Below are 24,313 nucleotides of genomic sequence, written 5' to 3' on the forward strand. Positions count from 1 at the left end.
CCTGGGTCGCAGATCGCATCCAAGTTGCTCAACACCGCCGCCAGCTCTGTACGAACACGTTTAAGGCGTTCGGTCGTCATGGCTTCTTCTCGCCCTGCCAATCCCAAAACGACCGCAAGCACCGTATCTGAGTTTCTCATTAACTCGATCAGATGCTCCGCTGTCGGACCGTATGAACCTGACATCCAGGTTGGAAAAGCAGAATTCAACACAGTTCTTGTGTATGACATCAGCCGCTGGGGCAGGTTTCAGGATGCGGATGAGAGCGCCTACTACGAATATATCTGCAAGCGTGCTGGCATAGCTGTCGAATATTGCGCCGAGCAGTTTGACAACGATGGCAGTCCTGTCTCCACCATCGTGAAAGGCGTCAAGCGTGCGGAAGACGTCAATGTTCAAACCGTTCTGCGCAAAGCCTACGAGCGCAAGCTTTTGCGCGGCGGGCGCCTTTTGGCAGCAAAACGGCTCGTCGAGGCAAGACTAAAACATGGCAAAGGTCAGGCCACTTCTATTGGGCGCTCAAAAAAGAACCTTTCCCTCGAAACGCTGATGAAGACCTACCAAGATGATGTTGCGTGCGTTGACTCTTGGCGTCCCCGAAGAGCGCCTTGCCAGCGCTCTCAACGTCAACATCAAGACATTACAAGAAAAGCGGCGTCTCCTGGATGGCATTTGCGGTGAGGCTGCGGAGCTACTCAAAGACAAACAAGTGGCTTTAACCGGCTTTCGGGTTCTCAAGAAAATGAAACCGATACGCCAGATCGAGGCTGCGCAGCTGATGGTCGCCATGAACAAATATACCATAAACTATGCCCGGTCTTTGCTGGCAGCGACACCCGAAAACCAGCTTTTCGCCGGTGCCAAGCCAAAGAAAATAAAAGGGATTTCGCGCGAACAACTTGATCTTATGGAAAACGATTCTGCGAACCTCGAACGGCAAGTGCGATTGGTTGAGGAGAGCTATGGGATCGATCATCTCGACCTCGTTGTTGCACGCGGCTACGTCACCAGATTGGTCAGCAACGAACGGATCACAAAATATCTCGCTTTGCACCATGAAGAGTTCTTGCCCGAGTTTGAGAGGATCACTGAACGGGAAGCCTTTGCGCCCTAAGCAGTGGCGCAGGCCTTTTGGGCTGCGATGGGGCATCGGGTATCCCCGCCTCGAACATGATACCATTCACGATCTGTCAGACCCGCACACGGCTGATCCGCCATATCGACGCACCGGCCAGAAAGTCGGCACGTTGTTCGGCGCCTTTTTACCGCGCGGTCAACGCAACATTGGAACCGCAATTCTGCTGCTGGCTGCGAGCAGCAGAACGTCAGAAAAAACGAGACCCAGATTTCTTACGGTATTCACGGACGATGCAGAGCTGACCACCATTTCTATAAGTGCGCTGTATTTTGTGGTGTTCGCATGAGATCTATCCCTGGTTCGATTGACGCCAAGACGGCGTTTCTTTTGCAAAAAAAGCAGAGATGCCTTCTTGCGTTTCCGCGGTCTCCCAGCAATCTGCGAGTGCATTGGCAGAATAGTCAGCCGCACTGGCAGGATCATCGTTGGCCATCAGCCAGCGGGACAGGTTTTTGGCCCTTGCAACAGCCCCCGGCGCGCAGGACAATATCGCCTGGATTTCATCTTCAACCGCTGCGTCAAGCTCTTCGGCACTGCAGGAGCACGCAACCATACCCGCCCGCATCAGAAAAGCGGTGTCGAACGGCTTGCCGGTGAAAAACACCTGCCGCGCAAAAGCTTCTCCCAAACGCCTAACGACGAACGGACCAATCGTCGCCGGGATCAAGCCCAACCGTGTTTCGGTTAAAGCAAAGCGCGTTTTGTCTTCCGCCACCACCACGTCACAGACAGCAATCAGGCCAAGCCCACCGCCGTAGGCTGCACCATGAACACGACCGATCAAAGGCTTGGGCAGGACGTTCCACAGTCCCAGCATCGTGGCCAAGGCACCCGCCTCTTTCATCTTTCCAGCGCGGTCTTTTTCCGCCTGGGCGCGCATCCAGCCCAGATCACCCCCTGCACAAAACGTGGGCCCATTCGCGCGCAAAACCACTGCGCGCACCACGGTATCAGCGGCCAGAGAACGTGCCGCCTCGCTCAGCTCTGCGATCATCTGCGCATTCATTGCGTTGTGTTTGTCAGGGCGATTCAGCGTCACCACGGCAATGCCGCGCGCGTCTGTCGCCACTCGAATTGTTTCAAAGCTCATGGTGCTACCTTTGCCTGGCTGCCCGGCGCAAGAGAGGCGACCAAGGCCTCGGCCTGCGCCAGCAGCGTGATATCAATTCCGGTATGAAAACCGCGCTGTTCAAGAAAAGAGATAAGAGAGGTTGTCGACAGATTGCCTTTGGCGCCGGGCGCATAGGGGCATCCGCCCAAACCACCCACCGCGCTATCAAAGCTACGAAGCCCCATGTCGAGCGCGACGGCAACATTGTCGAGCGCGCGCCCAGACGTATCATGAAAGTGACCGGCAAGCGCTTGGGCTGGAACATACTCGACGACAGCCTCAAGCATACGCAGCGTGGCCTCGGGGCTGGCCCGGCCAATGGTGTCGCCCAGGGAAATTTCGTAGCACCCCATTTCCTGCATCGCAAATGCGGTGTCGCGCACGGCTTGCGGCTCAACCATGCCGGAATAGGGGCATTCCACCACACATGACACATAGCCACGCAGCCGAATGCCCGCCTCTTTCGCGGCAACGGCTACAGGTGCAAACCGCTCTAAACTTTCTGCAATGGAACAATTGATGTTCTTCTGGCTGAAAGCTTCCGACGCGGAACCAAATATCGCGACCTCATCCGCTCCGGCTGCTTTGGCGGCCTCAAACCCTCTTTGGTTGGGGGTCAGAACCGCATAGTCGGTGCCCTCTGCGCGGGCAATTTGCGCCATCACCTCGGCAGCATCAGAGAGCTGCGGCACCCACTTGGGCGACACAAAGCTGGTGGCCTCAATCTTTTCGAACCCTGCCCGCGACAGCAGGTCAATCAAAGCGATCTTCCTGGCGGTGGGGATGAAGCCCGCTTCATTCTGCAGCCCATCACGGGGGCCCACTTCGTATACCCGGACATGATCGGTCATCTTTGCCCCCTCATTCGGCCGCCAACTCTTCAAAATTGACAAGAACAGACCCGCCCTCAACCGGATCACCAACCGCACAAAGCACCGCTGCGACAGTGCCCGCACGTGGCGCCAATAGCGAGGTTTCCATCTTCATCGCTTCCATCACACCCAGTTTTGCGCCCTCTTCCACATGATCGCCAACGGCAACGCCCAAAGCGACAATCGTCCCGGTCATAGGGGCCACGACAACATCGCCAAGATCCGCCGCCATTGCGAGACCGGATCGTGGGTCAGGCAACAGCAGATCGCGCACAACGCCACCGCACAACACCGAAACCAAAAGCTCTGCGTTGCGTGTGGCCGTTTGCACCTGCGCCGTGATCAGTGTTTTCGCATCACCAATACGGGCCGTCATTTCTGCCCCATCAATTGACAGTTGCGACAGTTTCAACCCGTCGTTCAGATCGTCTGAAAGCGACACCGACCCGTCACCGTGCAGGGTGATCCGACGCTCGACCACTTCACCGTCATAGACAAAGCGCAGCGCGTGTTCTGCGTGCCCCCAAAGCCGGAAACCGAAATCACGCGCCTTTGGGTCAAGCTTCAGCGCTGCCAAGGCCGCAAATGCAATATGGGATTCGCTCAACGGCGCGCTGGAGGTCAGCGCTGTCAGGTCGCGCTCGATCACACCGGTGTCAAAGCTGCCGTTGACGAACCCGTCATGCTGCGCCAGGGCCGAGAGGAATTCGGCATTGGTGGCTGTGCCCGCGACATGCGTCTCGCCCAGGGCCCGCAGCAACCCATCCAGCGCTTCGGTGCGGGTAGCTGCGTGGGTGATCACCTTGGCGATCATCGGGTCATAGAACGGGCTGATGCTGTCGCCACTGCGCACGCCTGAATCGTTGCGGGCATGCTCGCTGAACGCCAGATGTTCCAGCTTACCGGTGGCAGGCAGAAACCCCTTTGATGGGTCTTCTGCATAAAGCCGCGCCTCAAAGGCGTGACCGTTGATCTGCAACGCATCCTGCGCCAACGGCAGCGGTGCGCCAGCGGCAACATGCAATTGCCATTCAACCAGATCCACACCGGTGATTGCCTCGGTGACCGGGTGTTCCACCTGTAGGCGGGTATTCATTTCCATGAACCAAAACCCATCCTCCTGCAGCGGACCGGACCCGTCGACGATGAATTCGATGGTGCCGGCGCCGCTATAGCCGATCGCCTTTGCAGCCGTCACCGCCGCCTCGGTCATGGCCGCGCGCACCTCTGGTGTCATACCCGGCGCGGGTGCTTCCTCGATGACTTTCTGATGGCGGCGCTGTAGCGAACAGTCGCGTTCAAACAGATGCACGGCACCGCCGTGGTTGTCCCCGAACACCTGCACTTCGATATGGCGTGGCGAGGTAATGAACTTTTCGATCAGTACATGCGGATCGCCAAAGGACGCCTGCCCTTCGCGCTGCGCCGAGACAAGCGCCTCGGAAAATTCGGCAGGATCGTCGACTTTACGCATCCCCTTGCCACCGCCGCCAGCGCGCGCCTTGATCAAGACAGGGTAGCCGATTTTTTCAGCCTCCCCGGCAAGGAATGCTGCATCCTGATTGCTGCCCTGGTAGCCGGGCACCACCGGCACACCGGCCTTGGACATCAGATCCTTGGCTGCGTCTTTCAGGCCCATCGCGCGGATCGCTGCAGCGGAGGGGCCGACAAAGATCAAACCGGCGGCATCAACCGCATCAACGAAATCAGGATTTTCCGACAGAAACCCGTAGCCGGGGTGGATCGCCTGCGCACCGGTTGTCAGGGCGGCCTCAATTATACGCGCTCCTAGCAGATAGCTTTCGGAAACAGGCGATGGCCCGATGTGAACAGCCTCGTCAGCCATTGCAACATGCATCGCAGCAGCGTCTGCATCGGAATAGACCGCAACAGTTGCGATCCCCATTTGACGGGCAGTACGGATGACGCGACAGGCGATTTCGCCACGGTTCGCGATCAGTATTTTAGAGAAGGGCTTTTTCATCATCACATCCTGAACAGGCCAAATTTGGTATCTTCGACAGGCGCATTCAGTGCGGCCCGAAGCGAGAGAGAGACAACTTCGCGGGTGTTTCGCGGATCAATGATCCCATCATCCCACAGCCGCGCCGAGGCATAGAGCGGCTGGGACTGGCGCTCGAACATGTCGATTGTGGGTTGCTTGAAATCGGCTTCTTCTTCAGCCGACCAGGTACCGCCCTTGGCCTCGATTGCAGCGCGGCGCACATCGGCCAGAACGCCCGAAGCCTGCGCGCCGCCCATCACGGAGATCCGCGCATTCGGCCAGGTCCAGACAAAGCGGGGTCCAAACGCCCGCCCGCACATGCCGTAGTTGCCCGCCCCGTAAGAGCCGCCAATGATCACGGTGACCTTGGGAACCGAGGCCGTCGACACCGCCGTCACCAGTTTGGCACCGTCTTTGGCAATGCCGCCCGCTTCGTATTTCGAGCCGACCATAAAACCTGTGATATTCTGCAAGAACAGCAGCGGGATTTTCCGCTGGCAGCACAGCTCGATAAAATGTGCGCCCTTGGTCGAACTTTCCGAGAACAGCACACCATTGTTGGCGATTATGCCGACTGGCACGCCGTCGATATGCGCAAAGCCGGTGATCAGGGTTGTGCCATAGCGCGGTTTGAATTCGGCGAAATCCGAGCCATCAACCAGACGGGCGATGATTTCGCGCACATCATAGGGCGTTTTGTCATTGGCCGGAACCACACCCATCACATCCTCGGGCGGGTACAGCGGTGCTTTAGGCTTTTTGAAATCGACGGTCGGGCGCGCAACCGGGCCCAGATGGCTGATGATTTCGCGCGCCAGAGCCAGCGCATGGCGATCATCATCGGCAAGGTAGTCCGCCACACCAGACAGCCGCGTGTGGGTGTCCCCCCCTCCCAGCGTTTCAGCATCAATGATTTCGCCCGTGGCCACCTTGACCAACGGCGGACCTGCCAGAAAAATCGTGCCCTGCTCGCGCACAATGATGGTTTGATCGCTCATAGCTGGAACATAGGCACCGCCAGCGGTACAGGACCCCATCACAACAGAGATCTGCGCAATGCCCTTTGCGCTCATCCGGGACTGATTGAAAAAGATCCGCCCAAAGTGATCGCGGTCTGGGAAGACCTCATCCTGATTATTCAGGTTCGCACCGCCAGAATCGACAAGGTAGATACAAGGCAGATGGTTTTCCTCGGCGATTTCCTGTGCGCGCAGGTGCTTTTTCACCGTCATGGGGAAGTATGTGCCGCCTTTGACCGTCGCGTCATTGCACAGGATCATGCAATCGCGCCCTTCGACGCGACCGATCCCGGCGATTGCCCCCGCCGAGGGCACTTCGTCATTATAGAGACCCGAGGCCGCAAACAGCCCGACCTCAAGAAACGGTGATCCAGGATCCAGCAGCCCGGCAATTCTGTCCCGCGGCAAAAGTTTGCCCCGCGCGACATGGCGCGACCTTGAGGATTCAGAACCGCCGGTGACAATACGCGCCGCTTCGGTTGCAATCTTTGCGTATTGCGCCTCCATGGATGCTGCATTCTCAAGAAACTCTGCAGAGGACGGCACCTGACTGCTTTGCAATATCGTCATTTCGCTTCTTTCTTCTCGTTTTCGCAGGTGAGACTGGCGCCCTGCGATGATAAAATCGGAACGTCGCGGCTGAAGGTCAGCTGCTCATAAGTTCCGGCAGGAACAGGGTGATCGACGGGAAGGCCAGCAGCAGGATCAGCACGACAACTTCCATCCCGAGGAAGGGCAGAACCCCCTTGAAGATGGTTTTGAGCGGCACCTTGGTTTGCGCTGATGCCACATAGGCATTGAGCCCCAACGGCGGTGTCAAAAGACCAATTTCGACCGTCTTGGTCACCACGATGCCGAACCAGACCGGATTGCAATCCAGCGCCATCGCCGTTGGAAAGGCCAGCGGCATCGCCAGGGACAAAATGGCAAGCTGATCCATGAACATGCCCATGACCAGCAGGGCCAGAATGATAATCCCAATGATGACTTCACGCGGCATGTCGGTGGTCGCCACAAATTCAAGCAGGCTGTGGGTGATGCGGGTAAAGGCAAGGTAGTTGGAGAAAATCGCCGAACAGGCGATGATGGTGACAATCATCACTGTTGCCCGGATTGCACTGCTGACCGAGCGGTTGAATTGGACAAAACTCAATGTGCGTTGCGCCAGCACGATCACCAGCGATCCCATTACGCCCAGGGCTGCCGCCTCGGATGGGGATGCAATGCCACCGTAAATTGCGCCAATGACAGCAAACATCAACAACACCATCGGCAAAACGTGTCGGCTTTGCTTGACGGCTTTGACCAAGACAAAGGGTTCGCCTTTGGGGGCCTGATCAGTGGTATGCGCGATGATCTTGATCACAACGCCCAGGCCACATGCCGTCAAAAGGCCTGGAATGATCCCGGCGATGAACAATTTACCGATCGAAGTTTCGGTCAGCACGCCATAAACCACCAACACGATCGAGGGTGGCACAACCACTGCCAGGGTTCCGCCCACACTCACAACAGCAGCAGCCAGCCGGTCGGAGTAATTATGGCGACGCATCTCTGGAAAGGCCGAGGCAGACATCGCAGCCGTCGAGGCAGTCGAGCTGCCAACCAGCGCTGCAAGCAGCACAGAAGCACCAACCGTCGCGATGGCCAGGCCGCCCTTGAAATGGCCAACCCAGGACTGGCAGGCTATGATTGCACGCCGCGTGACGTCACCAGCAGTCAGAAGTTCAGCCATCAGGATAAACAAGGGGATCGCAACCAAGATGAACGAGGCAGACGAGTCAAAGAACGTCCGTTCCAACACCGCCAGTGCAGGGCGAACCCCAAGCTGAGCCGCGAGGCCGAATGTGCCGGCAATGCCCATGGCAAAGGCGATCGGCACCCGTGCTGCCATAAGAACGGCCAGAAGAATGAGGATGACAAAAAAGGTAAGCATCTAGGTAACCTGCGCTCCGTAAGTGGCAGGCGGTCGCCGAAACGGCCGCCCGGTTATGTGTTTTGGAACGTGGATTTATTCGCCGGTCAGTGCGCGATAGGTCGCGAGCACGGCGGAGGCTTTGTCATCCTGAAGACGTTCGGCCCAATCAAGGCTGACAGCCTGCAAAGCATCTGAAATCGACGCCAGCTCTTCTTCGCTGAACGCATAGGTGTCGATGCCTTCTGCCTTCCACTCTTCGATCAAGCCCTCAACCGAGGCATCCTGCGCCTGCGCGACGCGTGTGGCGCTTTCATTGCCAAGCTCAAGCATCGTCGCCCTTACATCAGCCGGCTGAGCATCGAACAGTTCAGAGCGCACCACCATGATAAAGCTGTAGCCGCCAAAGGACCCATTGGTGGAAATATGGCTGACCACCTCGTTCAACTTGTAGCCCGGAACCGAGGCAAGCGGGAACAAGACGGAATCCAGCCGCCCACGTTCAACTGCAGTGTAGACCTCGGGGCCCGGAATAGAGATGCCAACTCCGCCAAGCGCGCGTGCGGTCATCGCCTGGGTCGACCCAGAGGTGCGCACATCAAGACCTGCCCAATTAGCGGGCATTCCCAGCCGCGATTTGGCCAGCACCTGATAGGGCGGCAAAACAAAGCCGAAGATAGGTGTCACGCCAGCCGCAAGGATTTCTTCGCGCAGGGGGCCGTTTGCCAGCATCTTTTGCAGGGTCGCAGTCCCCTGTACCGCAGAGCTGTAGTAGCCCGGCAGACCCACAACCGAATTCAGCGGCAAGGCGTCAGCGTGATAAGACGCGCCAAGCAGGGCAGCATCCAGAATGCCATTGTTCACGGCATCCAGCTGCGCTTTGGATTTCGCCGCCTGTTGCGAGGGGAAATGTTCAAATGTAATTGCGCCGTCCGTCGCCTGGGTCACGGCCTCCATCCATTTTACCGTTCCCTCGATGGAAACGATATGGCTGGTCGACTGAAAGTCACCCAACCGCAGCGTTTCCGCCTGGGCTGACAAACCAGCAAATGCAAATGCACCTGCGACAACTGCCAAGAGTTTATTCGTATGTTTCATTTCATTCTCCTCCCATTGAATTTGTTGTGCGCTCAAGCAGGGGTTCTGAATTGAACGCATCGTAGAGCAGCCGCAGAAGCAACACGCTGCATCCCAAAGGGATAACGGCGTAGGCCCAGCCAAGCGGCCAATCGATGGCCCCGTATTCGACATCACCATGCAGGATTGCTTTGAGGGCAAATTTGCCGGACATCCACGTGACTGCAGCAAAGAAAACCGCAGGCAAAAGCAGACGTAATTTGGTGACAATCGGATCGAGAGCGCCGGGTAGGTGTTGCGGCATGAAATCCAGCGCCAGATGCCCCCCATCGCGAAAAACCCGCGACAGGGACAGGGTGGCAAGAGCCGGCATCAAGTAGAGCTCGGTCAGTTCAAACTGGATCTGCACCGGCCTGTTGAAGAAAAGCCGGAGCAGAATATCCGCATTGATCAGCGCCGCGACGGCGACGAGGCCGAGGCACCCTCCGAGATGAAGGGTATCCTCGATTTTTATCAGAAGTTTTTCCAGTAGTTTCAACGGTGCCTCCCCAGCAGTTGAATCGTGGTAGACCTCAGCGTTTTGGCAGTTCGACGATTGCCGTACCAACAGCTGACATTTCGCCATCTTGCTGCTCTGCACGCTGCTTGATTTCCAGCAGGTAACGCCCATCTTCCTCAAACTTACGGATGACGCGACCGTGGATCAGGATGATGTCCCCCTCGGGGTTGTGACGGCGCACTTCGCAGGTGGATTTTGCCAAGAACCCATCATCACCCATCCAGTTGGTGACCTGATGTGTCAGCCATGATGTGCGCTCAGGGCCGTAGTCATAAGCACCCGGTGCACCAACCTCGAGGGCAAATTCTTCTTCCCAGTGCACCCGCTCGGGGCAATCGGGGATACCGAATTTGTTCTTTGGGCCGGCGCTGGGGTGTTTCTGCTGCAGCTGCCAGGCCAGTTTGTTGGCGCGGATATAGAGACCGCCCCACCCCTGCGCATAGGCAATAAAGCCGGTGGCTGTCATCGGGCCCTTGACCATTGTCGGCAGTTCGTCGCCTTCGTTGACGTCATCCCAATAGCGGGTTTCGGCACCGCGGATGGTTTCCTGCTCATAATACTTGTAGAATTCCTGAAGCTCCGCATCGGTCCAGACCTTGCGACCGTTCTTTTTGGCCTCGGTATACTTGGTGCCGTTTTCGCGCGCCTGATCGCGGTCGGTACGGAAACACCAGCTGTCGGCCTCAGCCAGCATTTCGCCAGTTTTCGCATCATAGAAATCGACGTGATAGATCTGCTGGATCGCCTTGCCAGCAAAACGGGTGTCATGCTCGATCAAGTCTTTCAGATAGGCCTCAGTGTGGAACTCGGTGTTGCGCAGGATTGGCTTGTGCCATGTCCAGTTTGCCCCCGACCACATAGCGTGTACGCCCGGCAGGCCGCCAACATAGCCAGAAATGATCCGGCTGGTCGAAAACAGAAAGCTGGGCAGCGCCAGAACATCACCGTATTTGGTGGTCTTGGCATAGTCGGGATCACACCACAGCGGGTTATCGTCGCCAATGCCGTGGGCATAGTGGCGGATATTGTCGCGGGTGGCTTCATAGCACCAAGGCTCAACCGTTCTTTCGATCTTTACGCCAACGCGTTTGCGCAGATCTTCCAGACCTTCATCGGTAATTTTCGGAAACTTCCGTGTCATGTCGTTCATCTTCTTCTCCTTGATGTATGGGGGGGCGGGTCGGATTATTCCGCGGCCGCCAGTTTTTCAGCTTCCTGATCTCTCAGAACTTTGCGGTTCACTTTCCCGGCCGGCGTCTTTGGCAGGTCAGTGACAAATTCGATTTGACGGGGGTATTCGTGGCGGGCGAGCCTGGAGCGCACATGGTCCTGAATGCTTTGGGCCAGGTCGGGCGTCTCATCTCCCTTGAGGATGATATAGGCCTTGACCACCAGCCCGCGCAGCGCGTCGGGGGTGCCGATGACCGCGCATTCGGAAACAGCCGGATGGCTCAGCACCGCATCTTCGACCTCGACCGCGCCGATTGTCCAACCCGCTGAAATGATCACGTCATCTGCCCGACCGCCGTGGTAGAAATAGCCATCGGCATCAACGCGGCCCATATCCTTGGTCTGGAACCACTGACCGCGTTTCTTGACCATCAGTTCGCCGGTTTCGTCGGGATCCGCAGCCGACCCGTCCGGTCGCTGCACCTCCACTTCGACGCCGGGCACAGCCTTGCCCATGGCGCCATCGCGCACTTCCAGATCATCGGCACCGGGATAGTTGGCGATAATGACGCCAATTTCGGTGGTGCCGTACATCGAACGTACCTTGGTGCCAAAAACCTGCTCAACGTAGGTCGCGGTTTCCGAGTCGATCGGCTCGCCGGTAAAGGACAGCTTGTCAAAAGAATAGGTGAAGCTCTCGGCTTCGCCAGAATTGCGCATCATCCGGTAATGCGTTGCCGCAGCGGTCAGGTTGGTGATGCGAAAATCATGCAAGGCCCGTAGCAGGCGCACGGCATCAAATTTGCCGCTGAATGTGCCCGTCGACACGCCCATCGCCATCGGCGCAAGTGTGCCGTGCCACAAACCATGGCCCCAGGCAGGCGAAGACGGGCAGAAGAAACGATCTCCGGGGCGAATGCCCGTCGCATAAAGCGCCGCGACCATCAGCGTTACAATCGACTGGTGGCTGTGTTTGACAGCGGCAGGCAATGCACGGGTGGTGCCCGAGGTATATTGCAAAACCGCCAGATCGCTGCCCGCAGTGGTGCAGTTGTAAGATGCGGGCAGATCGTTCAGCCCCTCCAGGAAATTCTGATCAACCACGGTGACATTTTCGGCGCCACCCGCAACCGCATCGGGGGCCTTTTCGCAATTGGTCAAGAACACTGCAGGCTGGCAATCACCGACACGCAGACGAATGCCATCCGGCCCGAACAACGAGAACATTGGCACCGCGACCGCGCCGCTTTTGATTACACCGAACATTGCAGCATAGAAGGCCAGAGAGGGTTCGATCATCACGGCGACACGGTCGCCTTTCTTGATACCCTTGGCGTCCAGATAGTGCGCGATCTGCGACGAACGGCGTGACACCTCTTCGAAGGTCAGAATTTCGTCAGCCCCGTCAGAATGCGCGATCCGAAGCGCCACGTTGTCCCCGTCGACGTGCCGATCAAGGCATTCATGGGCAATGTTGAACTGCGCTCTATCGCCGTCGAACAACTCCCAAAGCTTCTCTTTCGAGTATTGCTTTTGAGCGTCCGAATAGGACGTGAATTCCGTCAAGCGGGTCATCCCCATCTCCTCCCCAAAATTTTCAGCAGGCCCCCAAGAAGGTGTGCCCTGGCTCGTTGACAAGGGTAAGGATAGCGATCATCTATTGTCAATATGGTGTTACTATTGTATATAGACAACAATATGACATTGAAAAGAGGCCTGAAATGACAAGCGACGACAAGAAACCAACAACCAAGCGGCAGGTGCCTGCGGTCTCGCGCGCCCTTGCTATATTGAGATTTTTGGCCCGCTCGAATGAGCCGGTGGGCGTCAATCCGATCGCAAGAGAGCTGGGGCTGATCCCCAGCACCTGCCTGCACATTTTGCGCGTTCTTGAAGAAGAGGGGCTGGTTGAATTCGATTCGAATCTGAAGCGCTACACGATTGGAATCGGTATTTTGCCCCTCGCTCGGGCGGCGCTTCAGCGCAATACGTTCTCGGTATTGATTCAGCCAAAACTTTCAGGGCTATCCGAAAAATTCGGTGTGACCGGTATTGCCACCCAACTGTCTGAACCGGGACAGATGGTGGTCATTGCCCTGTCGCAGTCCAACATTCCGTTCCGGCTGCAGGTGGATCTGGGCAGCCGCTTTCCCGCCCTGATCAGCGCTACAGGCCGCCTGTTCGCCGCCTTCAACGTAGAGGACGATGCCGAACTTACAGAGCGGTTTCACAAGCTGACCTGGGATCACCCCCCCTCTCTCGAACAGTGGCGCGAAGAAGTCGTAAAGGCGCGCGAGCTTGGCTACGCGGTGGATCAGGGCAGCTATATTTCCGGCGTGACGGTTGTTGCCGTCCCCGTCTTTGGCGCCAGCCGCAAGATGACACGCTCGATCGTGGCAATTGGTATCAGCGAGCGCTTGCAGGACAAGCAAATCCCCAAATTGGTCAAATCCATGATGGCCATCCGGGAAGACATCGAAAAAATACAAATAGACACAGGGAGTTAGATCGTGACGATACAAGACATCGCGACGCGAGAATGGCGAGAGATGAAGATTGACGGCTTTATGACGCTGATCGGGCCGCTGTTGCGCGCCAAGGATGCGGACCAGCAGTACCGGTATGCGCTGCAAACCAACGAGAGCCACAAGAACCATCTGGGAATTATTCACGGAGGGGTCCTTACCAGTCTTTTGGATCAGGTGATTGCGATTACCGCCTGGAATGCGGCAGACCGCCAGCCCACGGTGACAGTGCAAATGGAAACGCGGTTTCTGGGTGTCGCCCGCGCTAGAGATTTCCTGACACTCCAGCCCTCAATTCGTCAGGCGACGCGGTCTTTGGTGTTTGTCGATGCCGACATCACCTGTGACGACAGGCTGGTCGCCAGCGCCTCGGCAGTGATGAAAATTTCAAAGACATCGGGAGAGACCCCATGAGCGATAGCCAACAAAAAACCGCCGCAGGCCCGCTGGCAGGCATTAAAGTTCTCGACTTTTCACGCATTCTGTCTGGTCCTTATGCCAGCATGGTTCTGGCGGACCTTGGCGCCGAAGTTATCAAGGTCGAACCGATCCTTTCCGGCGATGAGACCCGAAACTTCCCCCCGTTTCAAAACGGCATGAGCCACTATTACATCGCACTCAATCGCAGCAAGAAAAGCATCTCACTAGATCTGAAATCACCCGAGGGCATGCAGATAGCCAAAGATCTGGCGCAGCAAAGCGACATTGTTCTGGAAAATTTCCGCCCCGGTGTGATGGATCGGCTGGGCCTGGGGTACGACACCCTGCGGAGCGAAAATGAACGGCTGCTCTATTGTTCAATCACTGGCTTTGGCGCCAACAGCCCGCACGGCGACAAACCCGCGTTTGACATCGTAGCGCAGGCGCTGTCCGGCGTTATGAGCGTCAATTGCGAACCCGGCCAGGCACCAAATAAACTCGGCATTCCCCTTGGCGATATGGCTGGCAGTATATTTTCGGTATTTGGTCTGCTCGCAGCCCTGCACGAGCGCAACGCCACGGGGCGCGGCAAACATATCGAAGTCGCCATGCTCGACAGCCTGATCGCGTTGCAGGGGTATCTGTCGCAAATCTATTTTGTCACCGGACAAAGCCCGCAGCCGGTCGGCACACAGCATCCCAGCATTGTGCCCTATGGATCGTTCCCAACCTCAGACGGGCACGTCATCGTGGCCTGCTTGACCGAACGTTTCTGGCACAACTTTGCCCGCAGTCTGGACCGCGAGGACCTGATAAAGGACCCTCGCTTTGCGCTGTATGACGCGCGGCTTGCCAACCGCGACGCGCTACACCCCATCATCCATGCGCGGATGACCAAAGACACCACTGCTTACTGGCTGCAAAGACTGGAAGAGTTCGACGTGCCGAGCGCGCCGATCCTGTCCATCGGCGAGGCGCTTGAACAAGACCATGCTGCCAAACAAGGGCTTGTCGAAGAAATCACACATCCGGAAATCGGCGATATGAAATTGGTTCGCGGCCCAATCCGGTTCGATGGTGTCGGTCCGGCCAAAGCCACCGCGCCGTCCATGCTAGGGGAAAACACCTTTGACGTCTTGTCCAACCAATTGGGCCTGCAGACAGCGGACGTTCAGAAACTGGTTGCGAAAGGGGTGGTGAAAGGCCTGCCCTGAGGCAGGCCCCCAGGGGCGACAGATGTGTCCAAAGCTGTCGTGCGAGCGGTGTTAGCCGACCCAAACAGCTTGAAGGGAGTTCAACGGAAGCCAGCTATTTTTTTACATGCGTTGGTTTCCGCAGATTGGCGGCGACCTTCGCCGGATGCGAAGTCGCTGCGCCGCTGCCCGCGCCGCTCCCACTCGCGACCAACGAAGAAAGTTGCACGGATCATATGCGCCAGCGCGATCGTCATCTGATCGTGGCTGGAAAGGTGGAGATCGTCGTTACGACAGCGATCCCTCGCGAGATGGTTGAAACCAACTGGGCAATTGCCCGCGTGGTGACGTCTCCTTTTCTATGTGTGAACCTCAAACGCCTCATAAAGCTGAGCCCTAACACAAGGGACCTGGCGGGTGAGGCGACTCGTAAGCTGAAAATTCACGTCGGTTCGTCCATGCGCGGCGCACTCTTGCGAATTCATGTCTTTGCCAGTGGAGACGTTCACACTGGGGGATAGGCACTATCGCTGGCCCATCCCGCCGACACTGTGGATGCCGCCGCAAAGCAATTCAGATGTGGCTCAGGTTGAGCCTCATTCATAGGAGATCGAGAAGCTTCTTTGAACTTGGACAAAAGCTACACCGCAGAACTGCTGAAGTTTTCCAAGGACCGGTTTGAGCCGTTTGTACCTTAGCCGGTCCTGCCGCGGTCCCAGCATGGTATAGACGCTTTCCGTGCATCGTCGTCTTTAAGATCTAACCAAGCATGACATTGAAAAGGAGGGGACGAACTGGATATTCGCGGTCTGCCCATAGTCATCCGGTTCGCGGCGATCAGGCAAGTTTATGACGTAAAAGCCAATTTCGTTTGACGTTCCATAGAGGGGGGGGCAGTGGCGGACCGAGGAGGATTCGAACCCCCGACCCCCTGATTCGTAGTCAGGTACTCTATCCAGCTGAGCTATCGGTCCACTGCGTCAGGATTTAAGGCTCCTGCCCTGGAGAAGCAAGCCAAATTACGGCGGGCTCCCTAACCTTCCCAAAACATCCCCAATCGGGGTGAATTGAAATAGTGGCGGACCGAGGAGGATTCGAACCCCCGACCCCCTGATTCGTAGTCAGGTACTCTATCCAGCTGAGCTATCGGTCCACTGCGGCGGGGTTTAGTCCTAGGGGATGGGGCGCGCAACCCCAAAAACAAATAAGTTCCGGTCTTTTTGATCTCCTGCTTTTTGACAGCAAGAGGCACAGCTTGCAGGTCACAGGGTTCCATCGCCTTTTGGCAGATGTATCTCAAACCTGCTGCCCTCGGGGCCTGTCTCGCTGAGCGTCACCGAACCGCCGTGCCCTTTGATCAGCTCTGCGGCAATCGCCAGGCCCAGACCACTGCCGCCTTTGCGCACGCTGCCCTGGAACGGCGTAAATAGATTCTCATGGGCCCGCTTGGGCAACCCCGGGCCGGTATCAGACACAGTGATCCACCAGGCATCCCCATCGTCTCTTGCGGCAATTGTCACGCTGCCGGTTTTTCCGGTGGCAACAATAGCCTGCCGCGCATTGCGCACCAAATTCATAACAACCCGAAACAACTGCTCTGAATCACCACGTATCATCATCCCCTTGGGCACCGCATTGACCAGATCAACCGCAACCTCTGCCGGGGCCAGCAATTCGCTCTCAACGATGTCTTCGACGAGCTCGCATAACGCCACATGGGAAAAGGTTGGAGCCGGCTCTTCGGCGCGACCAAAGGCCAGGGTGCCTTCGCATAGGGACACGGCGCGGGTGATGGAATTCACCAGCTTGGGGGCCAGCCGCCGCACCAGAGGGTCTTCGCTCATCTCGATGCGGTCGGTGAACAGCTGCGCCGAGGTCAGGATATTGCGCAGATCATGGCTGATCTTGGCCACGGCGCCCCCCAGTTGCGCCAGCCTTTCCCGTTGCCGCAGCGCCTGGGTCAGCTCTGTCTGCAGCTTTTGTAGCGCTTCCTCTGCTTCACGCAGCTCAATTACCCCGGCATTGGGTTGGATGATGCCGCGGGCATCCTCGGGCGCGGCGGCATAGCGTTGCATATAGCCAACAACCCCCTTGATGGGCCGCACCAGGAACACCCGCACCGCCGCAAACAGCAACAGGGCTGTAAAGATCGAAATCACCGCAGACAGCAACAGGACCCGCACTCCGTAGTCGATCATCGCCATCCTCAGCGGTGCGGTCTCGATAGTGATTTCAATCAACAGCCCCGCGTCGCGCACCGGCGCCCCGATCACCCGGATGATTCTATTGGCTGGACTGGCCAACTGGCGAAAGGCATCGCCAATCAGAGTCACTGCGCTGGCCATCCGCAAATCATAGGTGCCCGCAATCGGCTGCGGGATCGGCGAAGACAACATCAGCTGGCGCACCTCATCGCGGCGCAACACCACGTTATAGACCCCGGCATTCTGCAGCAGCTCCGATTCAAGATCGGTGTCCAGCATGTCATCCGCAAGCAGCACCAAGGAGGCAATCTGCGCCCGCTCCAGGCGCTCGGCAAGATAATCGAGCCGGAAACGGGAAATAGACGGCACGAAGATCAGAATTTCGGCCAGCATCACAAAAACAATGGTCAGGACCAGGAACCTGCCTGAAAGCGAATTCAGCATAGAGCCCTTTCCAGCTTAGGGAATCCAGCGCTGCACAAATTGCACCGCTCGTTTGACCAATTGGCTCTCAAAGAGCCGGGGTGAGAAATAGGCTCCGGCAACACGTTTGTTGATTTCCCCAATAGAAGGATAGGGCGCAACCATCGCCGCAATCTGACTCATCTTGAGCCTATTGGCCAGCGCCAGCGACCACAAGGATATCAATTCACCCGCCTGGTGGCCCACAATTGTCGCCCCGACAGGCCGCCCCTTGACCACCATCACCTTGATAAAGCCCTTGGTTTTCAACTCCGCCAAAGCGCGGTCATTGTGGTGGAACTCAAACCGGGCCAGCTCTAGCCTGTCGCCATACTGGGCGCGGGCCTCTGCTTCGGTCAGCCCAACCTGCGCCAATTCCGGGTCGGTATAGGTGGCGCGCGGGATATGCAGCTCCTGCGCCTTGGAAGGCAGACCAAACAGGGCCGAGCGGATGATAACCCCGGCATGATAGCCCGCCACATGGGTAAATTGCAGCCCGCCAGCTACGTCACCAATGGCATAGACCCGCTTGTTGCTGGTGCGCAAAGACGCATCCACCTCGATGCCTGTTCGGCTCGGCGCAATGCCGCCGGCCTTGAGGTTCAACCGCTCCACGTTGCTTTTACGCCCTACGGCCATCAACAAGTGTGAGCCCGCAAAGCTGCGCCCATCCTTGGTCTTCACCTCAATAGCACCGCCCCTCCCAGTGATCTCGGCGGCCAGGGCATCCTCGGCGATCTCGACACCCTCAGAACGCAAAGCCTGCAAAACAATGGCGGCGGCCTCGGGGTCGTCACGGCCCAGCGCCTTGGCACCTTCGATCACCGTCACCTTGCAGCCCAGACGGATATGCGCCTGCGCCATTTCCATGCCGATAGGTCCGCCGCCAATAATCAGCAGATGCTCTGGGCGCTCGCGCAGATCAAACAGCGTCTCGTTGGTTTCATAGGGCACGCTCTCCAGCCCGGGTACCGGCGGCACCAGCGGCGATGACCCGGTGGCAATCACCACCCGGCGGGCGCGAATGATATGATCACCGGCCTGCACCTCGGTGGGTGAGATAAAGGCACCAAATTCGCGGATGACCCGCACCCCGAACCCTTCAAAACGTTCCGGACTATCCATCGGCGCGATGGTTTCTATGGTGTTTTGAACATGGGCCTTGGCGGCGGCGTAATCCACCAGCGGTGCATGATCCGCAATGCCAAAGGCCGCCGCATGGCTCTGCCCATAGGCCACCTTGGCACTGGCCAGCAGCGCCTTTGAGGGCACACAGCCATAGTTCAGGCAATCACCGCCCATCTTATGACCTTCCAGCAGCACCACAGAGGCCCCCATCTGGCTGGCCCCGGCCGCAACCGATAGCCCACCAGAGCCAGCCCCAATGACAAGCAGATCACATCTTATCGGGGTCTGAGAGGTCGGGCTCATGGCTCAGCTCGCTTTCTTCTTAGGCCGCAGGGCTTTTACGATGATCGGCATGGCAGCCAGCACACAGAGCCCCAGCAGCGGAGCAATTACATGAGGTTCCCACAATAGGGACAGATCAGGGTCTTCGCCCCGGTCAAACACCTCGCCAACTCCAACGCCGATCCAGGTAAAGACAATGGCCCCCGGAATGATACCCAGGGCCGTGGTCCACAGGAAGTTGCCAAACCGCACGCCCACCAGCGCCGGCAGCAGGTTGGCGACAAAAAACGGCACCGCAGGCACCAGGCGCAGCAACAGCAGGACTTCGATCTCATTTTGGCGCAACGCGTTCTTCAGCATCTGCACCCGGCCTTCCGCCGCTTCCAGCTTGGAGGTCAGCATCTCCCCCAGGCCCAGCCGCGCCGCCAAAAAGATGCCACTGGCACCGATAGTGGCCGCCAGAACGTTCAGAGCTGTCCCGGTTGCCAGTCCAAACAGAAAGCCGCCCGTGACCGACGCCACCGCAGCGCCGGGCAGCGAAAACACAACAATCAGAATGTAGATGCCGACAAACAGCGCCACCAGCCCCAGGAAGTTCTGATCGCGAAACGCCATCAATACCTCGCGGTTATCGCGCAGCGTGTCAAAGCTCAGGTGATCTTTGAGCGTTGCAGCCCCGATCAAAGCGATCACGACCACGGCAATCAAGGGAAGGTGACGGGCTAGCCCGCGTTTTGGCGTCTCGGTCATCTTTCTCTATCTCTCTTGGCCACTCTCAGCCTGGCTTGGGGGTTGAACTAGGGTGCTACGCTTAAACTATAACTGCTGCGAGAGCGAACGGGGGCTTATCACGCGGCCTTGATCTGGTAGGCTGTTTTTGTGAGGAATCACGCATTTGCCTAGAGGTATTGAAACAATGCCTGGACTATATCGCGCTCTTTCTGGCGGTTTTTGACAGAAATATCACCCCGAGCTGCCAAAAAACCGGCTCAGCGTTTGACTTGCCAGAGAATCCCTTCTAAAGACCGGGCTTCGAGATAGACACCACGGGTAGCGATTCCGCTTTGCCCTGTAGAAATTGGAGACCGGAGCGATGAAACGCACCTTTCAGCCCTCGAACCTGGTTCGTAAACGTCGCCACGGTTTTCGTGCGCGCATGGCCACCAAGGCAGGCCGTAAGATCCTTAACGCACGCCGCGCACGTGGCCGCAAGGAGCTGAGCGCATAAGCGCGACGCCCCAAGGATTGACAGATATGACACCGCCGAAGGCCCCACAGGACAGCTCAGCTGCCGTCGGGAACCAGCCTTCGGCGGTTTCTGTTTGTGAGACGGCAGCCCAAAGGCCTCCGAAACTGCCGCCATTGGTGGTTTTGGCTAAGCGCAGCGCGTTCCTCGCCGCTGCCCGCGCCCGCCGTCAGGGCACCAAAAGCATGATGGTGCAGGGCCGCAAGCGCAAAGAGGGCGAGGCCGATGGTTTTCGCGTCGGCTTTACCTGTTCCAAAAAGGTTGGCAATGCGGTGGCACGCAACCGCGCCAAACGGCGCCTGCGCGAAGCTGCGCGCCATGTTCTACCCGGTATTGGCCGCGATGGCTGGGACTATGTGTTGATCGGCCGTGCCGAAGTGACCGCCAATCGCGGCTTTGAAGATCTCAAGCGCGATCTGGCCTATGCGATCAAAAAGATCCACGGATGATCTTCTCTCACCGCGACGCTGAGCCTATCTTAGCGCCATGACACCGCTCGCCCATATCCTCGCCCTGCCGGTCCGCGCCTATCGGTTGCTCTTTTCGCCCTGGGTCGGGTTTAACTGCCGCTATCAGCCAACCTGTTCCGCCTATTCGCTTGAAGCCTTTGAAAAACATGGTGCTATCAAAGGCGCCTACCTGACGGTCCGCCGCATCGGTCGCTGCCACCCCCTGGGGGGGAATGGCTATGATCCGGTTCCAGGGAGTGACCCGGAGCACGACAAACTGCTTCAGGAAAAGTAGCCCAGCTATTCCTTTTCGAAAAAGATCGTGACAACGCCCAGGGTGATGCCAAAGCGGCTCATATAAGCCTTATTCAGCAAGCGACCATCCTCCAACAGCCACATCCAATCGTCGAATGCCACGCGTTGGGTGCCGCCATCCGCCAAGGGCAGATCAATGGTATAGTGCCAGTTGAAGGTATCACCGCTTTCTGTGCCACGGGCGAGGCCCTGCACGCCCTCTGCTGTTCCGGTCCAGGTTTCTGGCCCGGTCTTTGTCAGCGCCCAGTTGCGCGTTTCCTGTGTGCCATCTGAATAGCGAAACCGCTCCGCAAGACGCAGCACCGTACCGTCCCAAGTCCCGTCGATATCGACCTTGAACCGTCTTCGCACGGTCCCAAAGCGGTCTTCAAATTGCCCGTAAGCCACTGTGCGTCCCTGGAAATACTGCTCAAGGTTTAGAGTCTTGTCGCTCAACTTTGCATCCGACAGTTCTGGTCGCCCACAGGCCACAAGAACCAGACCCAAAACACAGATCACGATCCAGTTCACGACGCCACGCATCTGTTTTCCCCTTTTTGAATACCCACATGATAAAATGACTACGGTGCGGCAAAGGTTTTGGATGAGTCGGTTCGAGAATTTTCAGACGGGTCAGGCTTGGTGAGGCAATCACACCTGTCGCGCCAACTGCAGCATTTGTTGCTTTGCCAAAGATAGTTGTTTAAGGGGCGCTGCATGTTTGATGATGATCAGTCCGAAATTCACCCGCTTTTTGCCGGGGCACCCTCAACCACCGAGTTCAAAAAGCTGCGCAAACGTATCGTGCGTCAGGCCCGAGAGGCGATTGAACAATACGGCATGATTGAGCGTCCCGCCGATGGCAGCACCCCCAGGTGGCTGGTCTGCCTCTCCGGTGGCAAGGACAGCTATACGCTGCTGGCGGTGCTGCACGAGCTGAAATGGCGTGGGCTGTTGCCGGTAGATCTGCTGGCCTGCAATCTGGACCAGGGACAACCGGGATTTCCGGCCACTGTGCTGCCTGCGTTCCTGGAAAAAATGGGCGTACCGCACCGCATTGAATACCAGGACACCTATAGCATCGTGGTGGACAAGGTGCCCGCGGGACGGACCTTTTGCGCGCTCTGCTCGCGCCTGCGTCGTGGCAACCTGTACCGTGTGGCCCGTGAAGAAGGCTGCTCAGCAGTGATTCTTGGCCATCACCGCGATGACATCCTGGAAACCTTCTTTATGAACCTGTTTCACGGTGGCCGACTTGCCACCATGCCACCAAAACTGATCAATGAAGAAGGCGATCTTTTTGTCTATCGCCCGCTGGCCCATGTCGCCGAGGCGGACTGCGAAAAGTTTGCCAAAGCAATGGATTATCCCATCATCCCCTGTGATCTTTGCGGCAGTCAGGATGGCCTGCAACGCCAGCAGGTCAAACAGATTCTCGACCAGTGGGAAAGCAACAGTCCAGGACGACGTCAGGTGATGTTTCGCGCCCTGACCAACGCCCGCCCCTCGCACCTCCTGGACCCCAAGCTGTTCGATTTTGCCGGCCTGGAACGCAAAATAAGCGAAGAAAGCGTCGATTCGGATGAGATTCCGCTGCTGCGTTAACTCCGGAGTCAGAAACAGGCCTCTATTCTGCCCAAGCACCCCTGCTTTAGGCGAAAGGTCTGAACATGACAAAAGCGAATTCCGGTCTTTATAACCGAATTCGGGCGAGACTGGCTCCAGCGCTTTTGGCGCCTCCCATTCTCGCGTTCTTACCCGCCCTCACCCTCGCAACCTTTTGGCTCGGTGGTGAAGCGGCCCTGCTGTGGGTTGCACTGGGTATCCCGCTGATCTTTGCCGCTTTTGGAGCCTTCTCCAATCATGGCAGCAATTTTGCCCCACGCGACAGCGTCACCGGGTTGATGCTGCGTGAAGGCTTTGAGCTGGAAATGAAGCGCATCGTCGATGACTGCGGCAACACCGAGCTGCGCTCGGCGCTCTACTACATCGAAGTTGATGAATTCAAAGAGCTCATCAATCGCGAAGGTCAGGAAGCAAGCGATCTGATTATTCAAAGCTGCGGCGAACGCATTGCCAGCACTCTGCGCAATGGCGATACCGTTGCGCGGATTGGCGATAGCAAATTTGCTGTCTGCCTGACCCCGGTGCTGCAATTGGATCTGGAAACCTGTGTTCAGATGGCCGGGCGTATTCAAGCTGCTGTCGAAGAGCCGATCTCCCTGGGGGGCTCCACAGTCTATACCTCTTGCTCGATCGGGTTTTGCCTGAACACCCGTGCCCCCAGCCGGGAATACTCCGACTGGTCCACAGCGGCCTCTGCGGCTCTGACTGAGGCCCAGCAAAACGGCCCCTCAGGAATTCGTGTGTTTTCCGCCGACATGTATCAGCGCAGCAAAGCCCGCGGCAGCCTACGCGAGGAAGCCGCCGAAGCCCTGGAAGCTGGACATATCCTGCCCTGGTTCCAACCACAGATCTGTACAGACACGGGTCGTGTATCCGGGTTTGAAGCCCTGGCCCGTTGGATGCACCCCGTGCGCGGGCTGATCCCACCTGGCAAATTCCTGCCCGTGTTGGAGGAAGCCGGGCTGATGGAACGGCTCAGCCAGGTCATGCTCTATCATTCGCTGACCGCGCTCAATGCCTGGGATGCCGCAGGGCTGAAAGTGCCTGCCGTTGGGGTAAACTTTGCGACCCAGGAACTGCGCAATCCCAATTTGTCCGAGAATATCAAATGGGAACTGGAACGGTTTAACCTGCCGCCTGCACGTCTTTCGGTTGAAATCCTGGAAACCGTCATGACCGACCGGCCCGATGACGTGGTCACCCGCAATATTGCGGCTCTCAGCGACCTGGGCTGCCACATCGAATTGGACGATTTCGGCACCGGTCATGCCTCAATTTCGGCGGTGCGCCGGTTCAATATCTCCCGGATCAAGATTGACCGCTCATTTGTACTGCGGGCGGATCGTGACCCAGACCAGCAAAAGCTGATCGCCGCCATTTTGACCATGGCCGAACGTCTGGATCTTGAGACTCTGGCGGAGGGTGTCGAAACCGTCGGTGAGCATGCACTGCTGTCCCAACTTGGCTGCGATCATGTTCAGGGCTTTGGCATCGGTCGCCCTATGCCATTTGACCAGACACTCGACTGGATGACCGCGCACGAGGCGAAACTGCAGGAAGCCCCGGAAATCGGCCGCAACACCCGCTGATCTCAATCTAGACTCGGTCTAATCACCGG

General features: G+C 57.5%; 23 protein-coding genes, 2 tRNA genes and 1 pseudogene. 11 read left to right on the forward strand and 15 right to left on the reverse strand.

Annotated elements, in window-relative coordinates; translation table 11 throughout:
- The first annotated feature begins 180 nt into the window (after positions 1–180).
- Together N1037_18015 and N1037_18020 are read left to right on the forward strand one after the other, a co-directional pair.
- Positions 181–378: pseudogene (locus N1037_18015) on the forward strand (recombinase family protein).
- A 190-nt stretch (positions 379–568) separates the two neighbouring features.
- The gene (locus N1037_18020) at positions 569–1,114 is read left to right on the forward strand and encodes a hypothetical protein (GenBank protein ID UWS81399.1); all 546 of its coding nucleotides are present in this window, start codon (positions 569–571) and stop codon (positions 1,112–1,114) included.
- A 313-nt stretch (positions 1,115–1,427) separates the two neighbouring features.
- On the opposite strand, the gene N1037_18025 is transcribed toward N1037_18020, so the two are convergent.
- The 9 genes from N1037_18025 to N1037_18065 all read right to left on the reverse strand — a co-directional run bounded on the left by N1037_18025 (position 1,428) and on the right by N1037_18065 (position 12,441).
- Complete coding sequence (locus N1037_18025; protein UWS79127.1) at positions 1,428–2,228, reverse strand: crotonase/enoyl-CoA hydratase family protein; 801 nt, start codon at positions 2,226–2,228, stop codon at positions 1,428–1,430.
- Positions 2,225–3,100 (reverse strand): hydroxymethylglutaryl-CoA lyase, encoded by an 876-nt coding sequence (locus N1037_18030; GenBank protein UWS79128.1) that lies wholly within the window; start codon positions 3,098–3,100, stop codon positions 2,225–2,227. The genes N1037_18025 and N1037_18030 overlap by 4 nt, the downstream gene beginning before the upstream one ends.
- A gap of 10 nt (positions 3,101–3,110) precedes the next feature.
- The gene (locus N1037_18035; protein ID UWS79129.1) at positions 3,111–5,105 is read right to left on the reverse strand and encodes an acetyl/propionyl/methylcrotonyl-CoA carboxylase subunit alpha; all 1,995 of its coding nucleotides are present in this window, start codon (positions 5,103–5,105) and stop codon (positions 3,111–3,113) included.
- 2 nt (positions 5,106–5,107) lie between these two features.
- Positions 5,108–6,715, reverse strand: a complete 1,608-nt coding sequence (locus tag N1037_18040) for a methylcrotonoyl-CoA carboxylase (protein UWS79130.1) — start codon at positions 6,713–6,715, stop codon at positions 5,108–5,110.
- 76 nt (positions 6,716–6,791) lie between these two features.
- Positions 6,792–8,081: a TRAP transporter large permease gene (locus tag N1037_18045; protein UWS79131.1), complete on the reverse strand. Its 1,290-nt coding sequence runs from the start codon at positions 8,079–8,081 to the stop codon at positions 6,792–6,794.
- A 75-nt stretch (positions 8,082–8,156) separates the two neighbouring features.
- Positions 8,157–9,158, reverse strand: coding sequence for a TRAP transporter substrate-binding protein DctP (gene dctP, locus N1037_18050; protein UWS79132.1), 1,002 nt, complete (start codon positions 9,156–9,158; stop codon positions 8,157–8,159).
- A gap of 1 nt (position 9,159) precedes the next feature.
- On the reverse strand, positions 9,160–9,675 hold the full coding sequence (locus tag N1037_18055) for a TRAP transporter small permease (protein UWS79133.1): 516 nt from the start codon (positions 9,673–9,675) through the stop codon (positions 9,160–9,162).
- 34 nt (positions 9,676–9,709) lie between these two features.
- The gene (locus N1037_18060; GenBank protein UWS79134.1) at positions 9,710–10,846 is read right to left on the reverse strand and encodes a MaoC family dehydratase N-terminal domain-containing protein; all 1,137 of its coding nucleotides are present in this window, start codon (positions 10,844–10,846) and stop codon (positions 9,710–9,712) included.
- Between the two features lie 35 nt (positions 10,847–10,881).
- A complete protein-coding gene (locus N1037_18065) occupies positions 10,882–12,441 on the reverse strand; it encodes an AMP-binding protein (protein UWS79135.1) in 1,560 nt (519 codons plus the stop codon).
- A gap of 146 nt (positions 12,442–12,587) precedes the next feature.
- Between N1037_18065 and N1037_18070 the strand changes: the two genes are divergently transcribed.
- The 4 genes from N1037_18070 (at position 12,588) to N1037_18085 (ending at position 15,525) form a co-directional block, all read left to right on the forward strand.
- Entirely contained in the window at positions 12,588–13,373 is a 786-nt protein-coding gene (locus tag N1037_18070; protein ID UWS79136.1) for an IclR family transcriptional regulator, read from the forward strand.
- Between the two features lie 3 nt (positions 13,374–13,376).
- Positions 13,377–13,805 (forward strand): PaaI family thioesterase, encoded by a 429-nt coding sequence (locus N1037_18075; protein ID UWS79137.1) that lies wholly within the window; start codon positions 13,377–13,379, stop codon positions 13,803–13,805.
- Positions 13,802–15,025 (forward strand): CoA transferase, encoded by a 1,224-nt coding sequence (locus N1037_18080; GenBank protein UWS79138.1) that lies wholly within the window; start codon positions 13,802–13,804, stop codon positions 15,023–15,025. Before N1037_18075 ends, N1037_18080 begins: the two co-directional genes overlap by 4 nt.
- 125 nt (positions 15,026–15,150) lie before the next feature.
- Positions 15,151–15,525 carry a hypothetical protein gene (locus tag N1037_18085; GenBank protein UWS79139.1) on the forward strand — a complete coding sequence of 125 codons (375 nt, stop codon included), beginning with the start codon at positions 15,151–15,153 and terminating at the stop codon, positions 15,523–15,525.
- 376 nt (positions 15,526–15,901) lie between these two features.
- Here the strand turns inward: N1037_18085 and N1037_18090 are convergent.
- The 5 genes from N1037_18090 to N1037_18110 form a co-directional block, all read right to left on the reverse strand.
- A tRNA-Arg gene (locus N1037_18090) sits at positions 15,902–15,978 on the reverse strand.
- Between the two features lie 102 nt (positions 15,979–16,080).
- A tRNA-Arg gene (locus N1037_18095) sits at positions 16,081–16,157 on the reverse strand.
- Positions 16,158–16,266: 109 nt separating this feature from the next.
- Complete coding sequence (locus N1037_18100; GenBank protein ID UWS79140.1) at positions 16,267–17,652, reverse strand: HAMP domain-containing histidine kinase; 1,386 nt, start codon at positions 17,650–17,652, stop codon at positions 16,267–16,269.
- 15 nt (positions 17,653–17,667) lie between these two features.
- Entirely contained in the window at positions 17,668–19,101 is a 1,434-nt protein-coding gene (locus tag N1037_18105) for an FAD-dependent oxidoreductase (GenBank protein UWS79141.1), read from the reverse strand.
- 3 nt (positions 19,102–19,104) lie between these two features.
- Positions 19,105–19,830, reverse strand: a complete 726-nt coding sequence (locus tag N1037_18110) for a VTT domain-containing protein (protein UWS79142.1) — start codon at positions 19,828–19,830, stop codon at positions 19,105–19,107.
- Positions 19,831–20,173: 343 nt separating this feature from the next.
- Between N1037_18110 and rpmH the strand changes: the two genes are divergently transcribed.
- Genes rpmH through yidD form a run of 3 tightly spaced genes read left to right on the forward strand, consistent with a single transcriptional unit; the run spans position 20,174 to position 21,070 of the window.
- The gene (gene rpmH, locus N1037_18115) at positions 20,174–20,308 is read left to right on the forward strand and encodes a 50S ribosomal protein L34 (protein ID UWS79143.1); all 135 of its coding nucleotides are present in this window, start codon (positions 20,174–20,176) and stop codon (positions 20,306–20,308) included.
- A 26-nt stretch (positions 20,309–20,334) separates the two neighbouring features.
- Positions 20,335–20,775 carry a ribonuclease P protein component gene (gene rnpA, locus N1037_18120; protein UWS79144.1) on the forward strand — a complete coding sequence of 147 codons (441 nt, stop codon included), beginning with the start codon at positions 20,335–20,337 and terminating at the stop codon, positions 20,773–20,775.
- Between the two features lie 37 nt (positions 20,776–20,812).
- Positions 20,813–21,070 carry a membrane protein insertion efficiency factor YidD gene (gene yidD / locus N1037_18125; protein ID UWS79145.1) on the forward strand — a complete coding sequence of 86 codons (258 nt, stop codon included), beginning with the start codon at positions 20,813–20,815 and terminating at the stop codon, positions 21,068–21,070.
- Positions 21,071–21,075: 5 nt separating this feature from the next.
- Here the strand turns inward: yidD and N1037_18130 are convergent, their stop codons facing one another.
- The gene (locus N1037_18130; protein UWS79146.1) at positions 21,076–21,612 is read right to left on the reverse strand and encodes a DUF3833 domain-containing protein; all 537 of its coding nucleotides are present in this window, start codon (positions 21,610–21,612) and stop codon (positions 21,076–21,078) included.
- A gap of 174 nt (positions 21,613–21,786) precedes the next feature.
- On the opposite strand from N1037_18130, the gene ttcA reads away from it, so the two are divergent.
- Both ttcA and N1037_18140 read left to right on the forward strand, forming a co-directional pair.
- Positions 21,787–22,674 carry a tRNA 2-thiocytidine(32) synthetase TtcA gene (ttcA, locus tag N1037_18135; GenBank protein ID UWS79147.1) on the forward strand — a complete coding sequence of 296 codons (888 nt, stop codon included), beginning with the start codon at positions 21,787–21,789 and terminating at the stop codon, positions 22,672–22,674.
- Positions 22,675–22,739: 65 nt separating this feature from the next.
- Positions 22,740–24,284 carry a bifunctional diguanylate cyclase/phosphodiesterase gene (locus N1037_18140; protein ID UWS79148.1) on the forward strand — a complete coding sequence of 515 codons (1,545 nt, stop codon included), beginning with the start codon at positions 22,740–22,742 and terminating at the stop codon, positions 24,282–24,284.
- The last annotated feature ends 29 nt before the right edge of the window (positions 24,285–24,313 follow it).

This window comes from Phaeobacter sp. G2 (assembly GCA_025163595.1).
In the GTDB taxonomy this organism is placed as follows: Bacteria; Pseudomonadota; Alphaproteobacteria; order Rhodobacterales; family Rhodobacteraceae; genus Pseudophaeobacter.